This window comes from Staphylococcus sp. FSL W8-0774 (assembly GCF_038006785.1).
GTDB lineage: Bacteria > Bacillota > Bacilli > Staphylococcales > Staphylococcaceae > Staphylococcus > Staphylococcus pasteuri.
The window spans coordinates 1817696-1832679 of record NZ_JBBOVW010000001.1 but is presented as its reverse complement, the minus strand read 5'-3'; the positions used below and the strand labels follow the sequence as shown (position 1 = coordinate 1832679).

Annotated in this window: 13 protein-coding genes and 1 pseudogene; 10 read left to right on the top strand and 4 right to left on the bottom strand. The window is 31.8% G+C overall.

Annotated elements, in window-relative coordinates; genetic code table 11:
- Nucleotides 1-3: 3 nt before the first annotated feature.
- On the top strand, nucleotides 4-1245 hold the full coding sequence (gene fabF, locus NSQ15_RS08890) for a beta-ketoacyl-ACP synthase II (protein ID WP_017637403.1): 1242 nt from the start codon (nucleotides 4-6) through the stop codon (nucleotides 1243-1245).
- Nucleotides 1246-1289: 44 nt separating this feature from the next.
- Here fabF and NSQ15_RS08885 read toward each other — a convergent pair whose 3' ends face one another.
- Nucleotides 1290-1664 (bottom strand): DUF3899 domain-containing protein, encoded by a 375-nt coding sequence (locus NSQ15_RS08885; RefSeq protein WP_340747110.1) that lies wholly within the window; start codon nucleotides 1662-1664, stop codon nucleotides 1290-1292.
- A 208-nt stretch (nucleotides 1665-1872) separates the two neighbouring features.
- Between NSQ15_RS08885 and opp3b the strand changes: the two genes are divergently transcribed.
- The 5 genes and pseudogenes from opp3b to NSQ15_RS08860 all read left to right on the top strand — a co-directional run bounded on the left by opp3b (nucleotide 1873) and on the right by NSQ15_RS08860 (nucleotide 7565).
- A complete protein-coding gene (gene opp3b / locus NSQ15_RS08880) occupies nucleotides 1873-2799 on the top strand; it encodes an oligopeptide ABC transporter permease (protein ID WP_046466517.1) in 927 nt (308 codons plus the stop codon).
- Nucleotides 2799-3857 (top strand): oligopeptide ABC transporter permease, encoded by a 1059-nt coding sequence (gene opp3C, locus NSQ15_RS08875; protein WP_046466518.1) that lies wholly within the window; start codon nucleotides 2799-2801, stop codon nucleotides 3855-3857. Before opp3b ends, opp3C begins: the two co-directional genes overlap by 1 nt.
- Before the next feature lie 18 nt (nucleotides 3858-3875).
- Entirely contained in the window at nucleotides 3876-4955 is a 1080-nt protein-coding gene (locus tag NSQ15_RS08870; RefSeq protein ID WP_046466519.1) for an ABC transporter ATP-binding protein, read from the top strand.
- Nucleotides 4948-5887: pseudogene (locus NSQ15_RS08865) on the top strand (ABC transporter ATP-binding protein); the annotation flags it as partial. The gene NSQ15_RS08870 and the pseudogene NSQ15_RS08865, both read left to right, overlap by 8 nt.
- A gap of 22 nt (nucleotides 5888-5909) precedes the next feature.
- On the top strand, nucleotides 5910-7565 hold the full coding sequence (locus tag NSQ15_RS08860) for a peptide ABC transporter substrate-binding protein (RefSeq protein WP_340747109.1): 1656 nt from the start codon (nucleotides 5910-5912) through the stop codon (nucleotides 7563-7565).
- A gap of 76 nt (nucleotides 7566-7641) precedes the next feature.
- Here NSQ15_RS08860 and NSQ15_RS08855 read toward each other — a convergent pair whose 3' ends face one another.
- Nucleotides 7642-8133 carry a GNAT family N-acetyltransferase gene (locus NSQ15_RS08855; RefSeq protein ID WP_340747108.1) on the bottom strand — a complete coding sequence of 164 codons (492 nt, stop codon included), beginning with the start codon at nucleotides 8131-8133 and terminating at the stop codon, nucleotides 7642-7644.
- A gap of 97 nt (nucleotides 8134-8230) precedes the next feature.
- Nucleotides 8231-9220: a tryptophan--tRNA ligase gene (gene trpS, locus NSQ15_RS08850; protein WP_017637396.1), complete on the bottom strand. Its 990-nt coding sequence runs from the start codon at nucleotides 9218-9220 to the stop codon at nucleotides 8231-8233.
- Nucleotides 9221-9509: 289 nt separating this feature from the next.
- On the opposite strand from trpS, the gene spxA reads away from it, so the two are divergent.
- The 4 genes from spxA (at nucleotide 9510) to pepF (ending at nucleotide 13848) form a co-directional block, all read left to right on the top strand.
- A complete protein-coding gene (gene spxA, locus NSQ15_RS08845) occupies nucleotides 9510-9905 on the top strand; it encodes a transcriptional regulator SpxA (protein ID WP_002450775.1) in 396 nt (131 codons plus the stop codon).
- Between the two features lie 262 nt (nucleotides 9906-10167).
- Nucleotides 10168-10887: an adaptor protein MecA gene (gene mecA / locus NSQ15_RS08840; RefSeq protein WP_029055569.1), complete on the top strand. Its 720-nt coding sequence runs from the start codon at nucleotides 10168-10170 to the stop codon at nucleotides 10885-10887.
- A 116-nt stretch (nucleotides 10888-11003) separates the two neighbouring features.
- Nucleotides 11004-11996 carry a competence protein CoiA gene (locus tag NSQ15_RS08835; protein WP_070452270.1) on the top strand — a complete coding sequence of 331 codons (993 nt, stop codon included), beginning with the start codon at nucleotides 11004-11006 and terminating at the stop codon, nucleotides 11994-11996.
- Nucleotides 11997-12039: 43 nt separating this feature from the next.
- Nucleotides 12040-13848: an oligoendopeptidase F gene (gene pepF / locus NSQ15_RS08830; protein ID WP_124760739.1), complete on the top strand. Its 1809-nt coding sequence runs from the start codon at nucleotides 12040-12042 to the stop codon at nucleotides 13846-13848.
- 320 nt (nucleotides 13849-14168) lie between these two features.
- Here the strand turns inward: pepF and yjbH are convergent, their stop codons facing one another.
- Nucleotides 14169-14978 (bottom strand): protease adaptor protein YjbH, encoded by an 810-nt coding sequence (yjbH, locus tag NSQ15_RS08825; RefSeq protein WP_340747107.1) that lies wholly within the window; start codon nucleotides 14976-14978, stop codon nucleotides 14169-14171.
- Nucleotides 14979-14984 lie beyond the last annotated feature (6 nt).

Here is a 14984-nt window from a genome sequence, read left to right as displayed (position 1 = left end):
CTAATGAGTGAAAATAATAGAGTTGTTATTACTGGTATCGGAGCCTTATCTCCAATCGGTAACGATGCTGAAACAACATGGCAGAATGCACTAAAAGGAGTTAATGGTATCGATACTATTACAAGAATTGATACTGAAAATTATAATGTGCATCTAGCAGGCGAATTAAAAGATTTTAATGTAGAAGATTTTATTGATAAAAAAGAAGCACGTCGTATGGATAGATTTACGCAATATGCAGTTGTTGCTGCTAGAGAAGCAGTACAAGATTCCCAATTAGACGTTAAAGCGAATGCAAATCGTATTGGTGTGTGGATTGGTTCAGGTATCGGAGGAATGGAAACATTCGAAAAAGCCCATACTCAATTAGTTGAACGCGGACCAAGACGTGTAAGTCCATTCTTCGTGCCAATGTTAATTCCAGATATGGCGACAGGACAAGTATCTATTGATTTAGGTGCTAAAGGTCCAAGTGGCTCAACTGTAACTGCTTGTGCAACAGGAACTAACTCAATTGGTGAAGCATTTAAAATCATTCAACGTGGTGATGCGGACGCAATGATAACTGGTGGTACGGAAGCTCCTATTTCACATATGGCTATTGCTGGTTTCAGTGCGAGTCGTGCATTATCTACAAATGATGATAAAGAAACGGCTTGCCGTCCATTCCAAGAAGGCAGAGATGGCTTTGTTATGGGTGAAGGTGCAGGGATTGTAGTTATAGAATCTCTTGAATCTGCAAAAGCACGTGGTGCTAAAATTTATGCAGAAATTGTGGGCTATGGTACAACAGGTGATGCTTACCATATTACTGCACCAGCGCCAGAAGGTGAAGGCGGTTCTAGAGCAATGCAAGCAGCACTTGATGATGCGGGCATTGAAGCAAAAGATATTCAATATTTAAATGCGCATGGTACAAGTACTCCAGTGGGTGACTTATACGAAGTACAAGCTATCAAGAATACTTTTGGTGATGCAGTTAATACATTAAAAGTTAGCTCAACAAAATCTATGACAGGTCATTTACTTGGCGCAACTGGTGGTATTGAAGCGATTTTCTCTGCTTTATCTATTAGAGATTCAAAAATTGCTCCAACAATCCATGCAGAAACACCTGACCCAGAATGTGATATAGATTATGTGCCTAATGAAGCTCAAGACTTAGAAATTACACATGCAATGAGTAATAGTTTAGGTTTTGGTGGACATAACGCAGTACTGATTTTCAAAAAATTCGAAGACTAAAATATACAAAACGCAAGTGTCGGCTTAATGTGACACTTGCGTTTTTAAATAGTGAAAGAAACAATAATAGTGACGATAACTAACAATATATTAATACAAAGACTAGGGAGCACCCATGAGGAAATTATGTAGTGTTCCTTTTTTGCGTTTTTAGGATTAAAAAACGCATCATCTTTCATACTTTTCTTTTTCGAATTAGATGAAAGTTGGTATGTTAAACGTCGAAAACCATAACTAGTGACATCGAATATGCCTTCTTGCACTAAAAGAATAATGAACAATAGTATGAAAGAAATTAATGATACATAAAATAAGACGTTAATATAATCAGTCCATGTATGAGAAGTCCAAATCCAAAATAGAAAAGATAAGATGACTGTTATGATTAACGGTAATAAATAATTTTTTATCGATTTCAATAAAACCACTCCGATTAAGTATTGTCTATAGTTTAACTCAACCAAATTATTCTGAAAACAAAAAAATATATTTTTATAAAATGATTGCTTTATTGCATTAACGCAAAACTATATTGATTTTATATGCATTGTAAATATATAATACTAGTTAAGTATTCAGAAAATTTTGAAGGGAATGTCAATTTTGAAAATAATCGGGAGGAATTAGATGGGAAAATACATATTTAAACGATTAGGATATATGTTTTTATCGTTGTTTATTATTATTACAATTACTTTTTTCTTAATGAAAATGATGCCGGGATCACCGTTTAATGATGCTAAGTTAAATGCTGATCAAAAAGCAATTTTAAATGAAAAATATGGATTAAATGATCCGGTAGCTGTACAATACGTACATTATTTAAAAAATGTAGTAACTGGGGACTTTGGTTATTCATTCCAATATCATAATCAACCAGTTTGGGAACTTATTAAACCTAGATTATTACCATCATTTGAGATGGGTATTACAGCAATGATTATTGGAATTATTTTTGGCTTGGTATTAGGGGTTGCGGCAGCAACAAAACAAAATACATGGGTTGATTATACGACAACAGTAATTTCAGTTATAGCAGTTTCAGTACCATCATTTGTATTAGCAGTATTATTACAATACGTTTTTGCAGTTCGTTTGAGATGGTTTCCAGTAGCTGGATGGGAAGGTTTTTCTACAGCAGTATTACCGTCACTTGCTTTATCCGCAGTCGTACTAGCTACAGTAGCAAGGTATATCCGAGCAGAAATGATTGAGGTACTTAGCTCTGATTATATTCTATTAGCACGTGCTAAAGGTAATTCAACAATGAGAGTGTTATTTGGTCATGCGTTACGTAATGCATTAATTCCAATTATCACGATTTTGGTACCGATGTTAGCAGGAATTTTAACGGGGACATTAACAATTGAAAATATCTTTGGTGTACCGGGCTTAGGGGACCAATTCGTACGTTCAATAACTACTAATGATTTCCCTGTTATTATGGCAACAACAATTCTGTTTAGCACATTATTCATTGTTTCTATTTTTATAGTAGACATTTTATATGGCGTAATTGATCCTAGAATTCGTGTTCAAGGAGGTAAAAAGTAATGACAGAAAAACGAATGGATAAAGATTATTCAAATGCAGCAATGTCACATACCTCTGAAGGGGCAGTTTCTACTGATTTTGTTATTAGAGAATTAGATTTAAATCAAGAACCAGAATTACAACGCGAAAGTAAAAATTTCTGGCAAGATGCTTGGGCGCAATTAAGAAGCAATAAATTAGCAGTAGTAGGTATGATAGGTCTGATTATCATTGTATTATTTGCATTTATTGGACCTCTAATGAACAACAGAGATTATGCAGCTCAAAACGTAGAGCATAGAAATTTACCTGCTAAAATAGCAGTTTTAGATAAAGTACCATTCTTGCCTTTTGATGGAAAAGGGACAGATGGTAAAGATGCATACAAAGAAGCGCATGCCAAAGATAATTATTGGTTTGGTACAGACCAACTTGGTAGAGATTTATGGACAAGAACTTGGAAAGGCACTCAAGTATCGTTATTCATAGGTATCGTGGCAGCACTTCTTGATATTTTTATTGGGGTTACTTATGGTGCAATATCAGGATTCTTTGGCGGTCGTATTGATAATGTGATGCAGAGAATTTTAGAGGTTATTGCCTCAATTCCTAACTTAATTGTCGTTATTCTTTTTGTGTTAATTTTTGAACCTTCAATTTGGACAATTATTTTAGCTATGTCTATTACTGGTTGGTTAGGCATGAGTCGTGTGGTTAGAGGTGAATTTTTAAAACTCAAAAATCAAGAATTTGTATTAGCTTCTCAAACACTAGGTGCATCAAAATTCAAACTTATATTCAAACATATTTTACCTAACACGTTAGGTGCTATTGTTGTTACTTCAATGTTTACTGTACCAAGTGCGATTTTCTTTGAAGCATTTTTAAGCTTTATCGGAATCGGTGTGCCAGCACCTCAAACTTCATTAGGTTCACTGGTAAATGATGGGCGTGCAATGTTATTAATTCATCCACATGAATTATTTATACCAGCGATTATTTTAAGTTTATTAATATTATTCTTCTATCTATTTAGTGATGGATTACGCGATGCATTTGATCCGAAAATGCGTAAATAAAAGGGGGGAGTGCAGTTTATGTCAGAAAGAATTTTAGAAGTTAATAATTTACATGTATCTTTTGATATTACAGCTGGAGAAGTACAAGCTGTGAGGGGTGTGGATTTTTATCTCAACAAAGGAGAAACTTTAGCAATTGTAGGGGAATCAGGTTCTGGTAAATCTGTAACAACTAAAGCAATTACTAAACTTTTCCAAGGTGATTCTGGTCGTATTAAAGAGGGAGAAATAAACTTTTTGGGAGAAGATCTTGCGAAAAAAAGTGAAAAAGAATTAATCAAATTACGTGGTAGAGATATCTCAATGATATTCCAAGATCCAATGACATCGCTTAACCCCACAATGAAAATAGGAAAACAGGTCATGGAACCTCTAATTAAGCACAAAAAAATGAGTAAATCAGAGGCAAAACGTAGAGCATTAGAAATTTTAAATTTGGTAGGGTTGCCAAATGCTGAAAAAAGATTTAATGCATATCCACATCAATTCTCTGGTGGCCAAAGACAAAGAATTGTAATTGCTACAGCGCTTGCTTGTGAGCCAAAAGTACTTATTGCTGATGAACCTACAACTGCATTAGATGTAACCATGCAAGCTCAAATATTAGATTTAATGAAAGAACTACAACAAAAAATTAATACATCTATCATTTTTATCACCCATGATTTAGGAGTAGTAGCCAATATTGCTGATAGAGTTGCTGTTATGTATGGTGGGCAAATGATTGAAACAGGTAATGTGGATGAAATATTTTATGGACCTAAACATCCATATACATGGGGGTTATTGTCATCAATGCCTGATTTAACTACAAGCAATGAAACTGATTTAATAGCGATTCCAGGAACACCACCAGATTTATTACATCCTCCAATAGGTGATGCATTTGCACGACGTAGCCAATATGCTTTAGATATTGATTTTAAAGAAGAGGCACCATGGTTTCAGGTATCTCCAACACATTTTGTGAAATCATGGTTATTAGATGAACGTGCACCTAAAGTAGAACCGCCATTGGCAGTACAAAAGCGATTTAAAGATTTACCGAATCGTTATGAAAAACCCATCAAAGTAGAGAGGGTGGCGTTTAATGAATAATAACAAAACTAAACTTTTAGAAGTGAAACATTTAAAACAATATTTCAATCAAGGGAAAAAGAATGAAGTCAGAGCAATTGAAGATATTTCTTTCGACATTTATAAAGGTGAAACATTAGGTTTAGTTGGTGAATCTGGTTGTGGTAAATCAACAACTGGTAAAGCCATTATTAAATTAAATGATATCACTAGTGGTGAAATAATATATGACGGTATAGATATTCATAAAATTAATAAACGAAAAGATATGTTGAAATTTAACAAGAAAATTCAAATGATATTCCAAGACCCATATGCTTCATTAAACCCTCGTCTAAAAGTGATGGATATCGTTGGCGAAGGTATTGATATTCATCATTTAGCGACTGATAAACGCAATCGAAAAAAGCGTGTATATGATGCTTTGGAAACAGTAGGTTTAAGTAAAGAACATGCCAATAGATACCCGCATGAATTCTCTGGAGGACAACGCCAGCGTATAGGTATTGCAAGAGCATTAGCTGTAGAACCTGAATTTATTATTGCGGATGAACCGATTTCTGCATTAGATGTATCTATCCAAGCACAAGTTGTAAATATCATGTTGAAATTACAAAGAGAAAGAGGAATCACTTTCTTATTTATCGCTCATGACTTATCTATGGTGAAATATATTTCTAACCGAATAGCAGTTATGCATTTTGGTAAAATTGTCGAATTAGGACCAGCAGATGATATATATAACCACCCATTACATGACTATACAAAATCATTACTATCAGCTATTCCTCAACCTGATCCTGACGTTGAAAGACAAAGAAAACGTATTACATATCAACCTGATGATAACGATATTGAAAATAAACAATTGTATGAAATAAGACCAGAACACTTTGTCTTAGTCACAGAGACTGAAGCAGAAAAATTAAAACAACAAATTAATACTGCAGGATAATAAAAGGGAGGGGGATACATATGAAAAAGTGGATAACACTGATAGTAACTTTAATCATTACATCATCGATACTGTCAGGTTGTAGTAATAGTAAAAGTTTATACTCAGATGAAGGACAAGTATTTAGAAAAGTAATACCACAAGATATGACAACTTTAGATACTACAATGATTTCAGATGCAGTATCTGGTGATATAGCGGGACAGTCATTTGAAGGTTTATATTCAATGAATAAACATGATAAGGCAGAACCTGCTATTGCTACGAGCTTACCTAAGAAAAGTAAAGATGGTAAAACATTAACAGTAGACTTACGAAAAGATGCTAAATGGAGTAATGGGGACCCGGTAACAGCTGATGACTTTGTATTTGCATGGAGAAAAGTTGTTAATCCTAAAACAGCTTCAGAATTTGCATATATTATGAGTGATATAAAAAATGCTGATGACATTAATGCTGGAAAGAAACCAGTTAAAGACCTTGGAATCAAAGCATTAAATAAATATAAATTACAAATTAATTTAGAAAGACCTGTCCCATATATAAATGAATTATTAGCATTAAATACATTTGATCCTCAGAATGAAAAAGTAGCCAAAAAATATGGTAAAGCATACGGTACTACTGCTGATAAAGCAGTATATAATGGTCCATTCAAAGTAGTAAACTGGAAAGTTGAAGATAAAATTCAATTAGAAAAAAATAATCAATATTGGGATAAAAAACATGTGAAACTTGATAGAGTCAATTATAAAATTCTTAAAGATAATCAAGCTGGTGCAGCACTGTATGATACCAACTCAGTTGATGACGCAATTATTTCATCTGAGCAAGTAGACAAATATAAAAAGTCACCTGCCTTAAGAAAAAGATTAACAACTGCAACTTTTTACATTAAATTAAATGAAAAAGAAGTGCCAGAATTTAAAAATAAGCATTTGAGATTAGCAATTGCACAAGCGATTAATAGAAAAGAATATGTTGATTCTGTATTTAATGATGGTTCATTACCTTCAAGTAATTTTACTGGTTATGGAACTGCTACAACTCCAAGTGGTAAAGATTTTGCTAGTACAATTAAATCACCATTGAAATATAACAAACATGAAGCTGCAGATAATTGGAAGAAAGCTCAAAAAGAATTAGGTAAGAAAAATGTAACCTTTACTTTAAATGTTCAAGATACTCCTGTTCAAAAGATTTCAGCTGAGTTTATTAAATCTCAATTAGAGACTAATTTACCTGGTGTAGAAGTGAAAGTGAAGCAATTACCATTCAAACAAAAAATAAATCTTGAATTATCTAATAACTATCAAGCATCTTATGCTGGATGGTCACCTGACTATCCTGATCCAATGGCATTTTTAGAAATTATGAAAACTGGTAATCCTCAAAATAATACTGATTGGGGTAATAAAGAATATGACCAATTAATCAAAGATGCTAATGGAAAATTATTACAAGAACCAGAAAAGAGAAATGAAGCTTTACAACAAGCTGAAAAAATTCTATTAGAAAATGCTCCGGTTACACCAATTTATCAAAAAGGGGAAGCACATTTAACAAACCCTCAAGTCAAAGGTTTGGTTTACCATAAAGTAGGTCCTGATACGACATTAAAAGATGTTTATATCGATAAATCAATCGATAGAGAAACTGGTAAAAAGAAAAAATAATTAAATTAAAAATGGCGGAGAAAAGCGTATCGATACGTTTTTTCTTCGCCATTTAATTTATATCATTTATGATTAACTAATGTTTAAATTCCTTCATTAAATTAAACCATTTTATACCACCATGTTGGGAACTAGAAACCCCTTTATTAACGTAACCATATTTTTCATAAAATGGTATCAGTTCTTCTTTACAGGTTAATGTTATACCTAAACGATGGTGTGTTTTAGCTCGTTGTTCTATTTCATTTAGTAATTTACCAGCAAGACCTTGATTTCTTTGTGATTGATCAACGACTAATCCTAATATAGCTACATAACCTCCAGTTGTTGGATTCTCATCTATACTTTCAAATAAATCATCGGTAATGAATGGTTGATTAATTACCGGTCCATTAATATAACCAACAACCTTTTCATTCAATTCAGCGATAATAAATGTATCATTAATCATTTCAATTCTTTTTATTAAAGCTGATTTTGTTGCTGCTTCTTCTGGTGTAAAACCTTGGTTTTCAATAATTAAGATTTCTTCTAAATCTTCTGTTTTGGCATTTCTAAATTGATACAAAATAGCTTCCCCCTAAAATACTTTATGAAATTTTGATATAAAAGAAACCATTCAAAGTGTTAACACTTTGAATGGAAAATTAATTTTCGATAATAATTTATCTTTTACGTCCTAAGCCCATAGCTTTTTCCATTTTTTTCAACGTTTTAAATGAGGCTTTTTGAGCTTTGTCTCTACCTTTATCTAAGATATCATCTAGTTCATCAGAATTATAATAAGATTCATATTTTTCTTGGAAATCGATTAAGAATGATTTTACAATTTCTGCTAAATCACCTTTGAATTTACCATAACCCTCTCCAACGTATTTCGCTTCAATATCTTTAATTGTTTCATTAGTTAGTCCTGAATAAATAGATAATAAATTAGAAACGCCTGGTTTATTGTCACGATCAAACTTAATAACACCATCGGAATCTGTGACAGCACTTTTAATTTTTTTAGCTGCAACATTTGGTTCATCTAATAATGAGATAAAGTTCTTTTGGTTATCGTCACTTTTACTCATTTTTTTAGTAGGGTCTTGTAAACTCATAACACGTCCACCGACTTTAGGCATACGAATTTCTGGTTTAGTCAATACGTCGTTATATTTACTATTGAATCTATCTACTAAGTTACGAGTTAATTCCATATGTTGCTTTTGATCTTCTCCAACAGGAACAATATTTGTATTATAAATAACGATATCAGCTGCCATTAAAGGTGGATATGTAAGTAATCCTGCTGGTACTCCGTCTGTTCGTTTTTGCGCTTTGTCTTTAAATTGTGTCATACGTTCTAATTCACCGATTGAAGCGATTGTAGTGAGCATCCATCCAGCTTGGACATGTGCTGGTACTTCTGACTGAATAAATAGTGTTGATTTATCAGAATCAATGCCTGATGCTAAATAAATCGCAGCTAATTGTCTGATTTGTTTACGTAACTTCAAGCGGTCTTGTGGTACTGTGATAGCATGTTGGTCAACAATACAAAAGAAACATTCATAGTCATTTTGAATTTCTTCGAATTGTTTTAATGCACCTATATAATTACCAATTGTAGGTATACCACTTGGTTGAATGCCTGAAAATAATGTTTCCATATAAGATGCCTACTTTCTCAAATAATATTTACATATCATTATAACAGTATTTCTTTAAAATGTAAGTTGTGTTAAGATGAATGTATATTTAAGCATTGAAATATTTTGAGAGACTATTTTGAATTATTTCAAAATTTCTCAGAAAAATTAGGATTTTCTCATTTAATTTTAATGTTAGATGGGTATAATGTAAAATGTAAGGTTAAGAAAGCAAAAGAAACATAAATTTCTTTAATCTATAACATATTTAAAAATAACGAATGAATCCAATTATAGGAGAGTGAGATGTATGGTAACATTATTTACTTCACCAAGTTGCACATCTTGCCGTAAAGCGAAAGCATGGTTACAAGAACATGACATTCCATATACGGAGCGTAACATTTTTTCTGAACATTTAACAATTGATGAAATTAAATTAATTTTAAAAATGACTGAAGACGGAACTGATGAGATTATTTCAACTCGTTCTAAAACATACCAAAAATTGAATGTTGATATTGATTCTTTACCATTACAAGATTTATACTCAATTATTCAAGATAATCCTGGTTTACTACGTCGTCCAATTATTTTAGACGATAAACGTTTACAAGTTGGTTATAACGAAGATGAAATTAGACGTTTCTTACCAAGAAAAGTCCGTACGTTCCAATTACAAGAAGCTCAACGTTTGGTTGACTAATAACTTTAATAACTATGTGATTTAATCACTTTACTAAAAGATATTACAACAACACTATTTTTGAAATGGTGTTGTTTTTTGTATATTATAGAAGTTGAATTGAGTCATAGATGGTTGTTTTTTACCTATGAAAATGGGGAATATAACACTATAAGAACCCCATAAAAATATAGTTAAATTTAATCAAACAAATAGATTGTAATTTAAGTCACGTTCTAATACAATATGGTTACTATTCATCGACTGTAAGGAGTGAGATGATATGAGAATAGAACGCGTAGATGATACAACAGTTAAATTGTTTATAACATATAGCGATATAGAAGCGCGTGGCTTTAGTCGTGAAGATTTATGGACAAACCGCAAACGTGGAGAAGAATTCTTTTGGTCTATGATGGATGAAATCAATGAAGAAGAAGATTTTGTTGTTGAAGGTCCATTATGGATTCAAGTACATGCCTTTGAAAAGGGTGTGGAAGTGACTATTTCTAAGTCTAAAAATGAAGAAGCTATGAATATGGCTGATGATAATCATTTTGATCAATTTGATGACCAAGTAAATGAACTTCTAGCTCAAACACTTGAAAGTGAAGATAATGTAGAAAATATATTTGAACAACGCGATCAACAAAAGAAAGCACAACAAGAACAACCTCAAAGACAGCGTAAACAAGCAAGTATGCGTACTGTCATAGTTAAATTTGAAGATCTAGAGCAAGTAATAAATTATGCTTATCACAACAATCAAAGTACAGTAGAGTTTGAAGATTTACTTTACATGATTGATTCACAATATTATTATGCTATCCATTTTGATGAAAATGTAGATCAAGAGACAATTAATGATAGTTATAGTCAATTGTTAGAATTTGCTTATCCAACAGATAAAACTGAAGTGTACTTGAATGACTACGGTAAAATCATTATGAGTCACAATGTCACTTCTCAAATGCGTCGTTATTTTACTGACGCAACTGAATAAAATAACATTTTAGACGAGACATGAAAATGTCTCGTTTTTTTATGGACTTCTTTAAACTTATGTGTTGTCAAAAGTAAAAATAGTGTTTGCTTCGTTAACATTTATGAGGTGAACGTATGTTAGAAGCTTTAAATCATAACAATGAACATATCTTAGCTAAAAATGCCATTAAAAATGTGGATTATTATTGTCCTTATTGCCATTCAAAATTAATTTTGAAAAAAGGAATAAAAGTTATGCCTCATTTTGCACATGAAAGCCAGAGTCAAAGATGGTGTGCAAAAGGTGAATCAGAACTTCACTATCACGCAAAATACCAATTAGCAACTATGTTAAAACGATTAGGATATACTGTCCGAATTGAGCCATTTTACAAATTGATTAATCAATTACCAGATATAGTAGTTAACGATAAAATAGCGTTAGAATTACAGTTTTCTATGATTAGTTTATCCAAGATACGACTACGTAGTGACGGTCTGAATAGTATTGGATTACATCCCATATGGATTGTTAAAGATATTAAATATGATAAAAGCAAAATGATGCTAAGTCTAAGTGACTTTCAAGCAAGTACTATTGATTGTGAAACTAAGAGACTTTTAACTTGGAATGAACAAGATAAGTCACCTATAGTTTATTCAGATATACAACATATTGGTGGTAAGACGTTTAAAGCAAGAAGACAAACATTGATAAACTATTTAGATAAGGCTAATAAACTTAGTCATAGTTCAAATACAATTTATAAACTGAGTAATCAAAAGATTTTAAAATATATACAACGATGTCGTTGGAAGAATTCAGTATTAGAGCCTACTTTAAGTGCGATGTATCAATTACAATTGTTTGAGGATAAGGTGGCGTATAAAGTGGGATTTATCGTACCTCATCAAATATATATCAAAACCCATCCTATCGAATGGCAACTTCAATTATTGTTATTAGAGAAAGAAAAACGATTGAATTATCAATACTTTGAAAAATGCCTTGATTTCAGACAATTTTCAAATTCTACAAAAGCTAAAATTGATATTATTAAGGCAATAATAATGGAATATCAATATGCTATAAATCTTAACAGTAAAGACGTGCAAATTATCTACTAAAATGAGAAAATTAAGTTATTGAGAATTTCGAGGAGGTTTATTTATGAATCAACAATTAACTAGAGAAGAACAGGAACGTAAATATCCTGAATATACATGGGATCTAACAACGATTTTCCCAAACAATGAAGCATTTGAAGAAGCATTTAAAGAAGTTGAAAATGATATCGTTAAAGAAGAGCAATTTAAAGGACACTTAGGTGACAGTGCCGAAACTTTATATGAAGCATTAGCATTAGAAGATGAAATAGGTACTAAATTAGAGAAGGTATATGTTTATGCTCATCTTAAACAAGACCAAGATACTGCTAATGATCAATATACTGGTATGGAATCACGTGCACACCAATTAATTATTAAATATAGTTCAGCATGGAGTTTCTTAGTGCCAGAGATTTTACAAATTGATGAAGCGACAATTCAATCGTTTATTCAATCTAATGATAAATTGAAACAATATGAGTTCGATTTGCAACTTATTAATGAAAAACGTCCACATATTTTAGATGCTGATACTGAAAAATTACTTACTGAAGCTCAAGATGCTTTATCAACACCATCAAATGTATATGGAATGTTCAGTAATGCTGATCTAGAATTTGAAGATGCTATAGATAAAGATGGAGAAGCACATCCACTTACACAAGGTACTTTTATTAAATATCTAGAATCAGATGATAGAGTATTAAGAGAATCTGCTTTCAGAAATGTTTATAAAGCTTATGGAGCACATAATAATACTTTAGGTGCAACATTAGCAGGTGAAGTTAAGAAAAATGTCTTTAACGCTCGTACACACCATTACAATTCTGCACGTGAAAAAGCTTTAAGTAATAATCATATTCCGGAAGAAGTTTATGATAACTTAGTGAAAACAGTTCACAAATACTTACCTTTACTTCATAGATATACTAAATTGCGTCAAGAGTTATTAGGTATTGATGATTTGAAAATGTATGACTTATATACACCATTAGTAAAAGACGTTAAATTTGAAATGCCTTATGAAGAAGCTAAATCATGGATGTTAAAAGCACTTGAACCTATGGGTGAAGAATATTTAAATGTAGTTAAAGAAGGACTAGAAAATCGTTGGGTAGATGTATATGAAAATAAAGGTAAACGTTCAGGCGGCTACTCATCAGGTGCGCATTTAACAAATCCATTCATCTTATTAAATTGGTCAGATACAGTATCTGATTTATATACATTAGTTCATGAATTTGGTCATTCAGCTCATAGTTATTTCAGTCGTCAAAACCAACCTTCAAACTTAAGTGATTATACTATATTTGTAGCAGAAGTTGCTTCAACTTGTAATGAAGCATTACTAAGTGACTATATGGATAAACATCTTGACGATGAAAGACGCTTATTACTTCTAAACCAAGAATTAGAACGATTTAGAGCAACTCTATTCCGTCAAACTATGTTTGCTGAATTTGAACATAAAATTCATCAAATTGAAGAAGCGGGTGAACCATTAACACCTAATCGTATGAATGAAGAATATGCCAAATTGAATAAACAATATTTTGGAGATGCTGTCGAAACTGATGAAGATATCAGTAAAGAATGGTCTCGAATTCCACACTTCTATATGAATTATTATGTATATCAATACGCAACAGGCTATAGTGCTGCACAAAGTTTAAGTCATCAAATTTTGACAGAAGGGCAACCAGCTGTTGAAAGATATATTAATGAATTCTTGAAAAAAGGTAGTTCAAATTATCCAATTGAAATACTAAAAAATGCAGGTGTAGATATGACAACACCAGAACCAATTGAACAAGCATGTGAAGTCTTTGAACAAAAATTAGATGCTTTTGAAAAGCTAATGAAAGCTTAATATGATTGAATTCGCTTACATTATGAACAGATTGTGACAATTTAAAATTTAATAAACTGAATGGTTGAAATGGGGTATGTGTCGTGTTATATTATGAACATGAAATTAATCACATAACAAACATACCCCTTTGTTTGAAGTGAAAAATTTCTCCCATCCCCTTTGTTTAGCGTCGTGTAATCAGACACGGCGTTTTTTTTATTTATTATAAAATTATACGTTAAACAATATACATAAATTATACAATTAATGAATAAACAAAAAGCCAGCACAAAAGATTATTTAAAATCATTTTGTGTTGGCTTTATTAATATTTATATTTAACAATTAGGTTTGGGCATTTTTGATTTCCAAAATTTACCTTCAGGATAATTAAGTTTTTCAACTTTTTGTTGAAGCATTAATTTTTTTAGTTCTTTATTAAGTAATTTCTCAGGCCATTCATATATAGTAAGCAATTCTTCCATTGTAACAAGTTGCTTTTGTTGAATGTATGTCTCTAATTTTGGTGGTAAGTTCTTTTCAATAGGACTACCCATAAGTTCGTTAATAATATATGTGTATATATGGTAAGGATATAATCCTTCAACTTTTAAACCTTCTTCGTGCACATCTTCATTGAAAAAGACGAGAGAAGGGGATTGTTCAATTTCCATTTCACGTGCTATATGCAAGTCAACTTTTAAACTTTCAGTAAGTTTACTTTTTTGTAAGTCTTCTTTAAACACTTCATAATCTATTCCAGCATTTTTTACACAATCACATATCATTTCTTCAGTGATAATATCACGCTTTGGAATAATTTCATTTTGTATTAAATGAATAAAACGCTCAGCTCTTAAACGACCTTGTAATTCAGCCGCTTTATAAGCAAGGGCAATATTATCAAAATCAGAGGTGCTTTGTGCTTGGCATTTTGTTAAAACTTTTAATGAAGGATTAAGAATATGTCTAACACGTATATATTGATTATATTCAATTCTTAATTTAGATAAAATTGCAGATAATTTAAAGCAATCTTTACTAAAGGGATCGAAAAAAGAGTAAATTTCTATTTTGCATACAGGTGATAGATCAGTATTTGCATCTTCACAACTCTTATTCTCCATTACTCTTAACTCTTCAGCCATGTCATT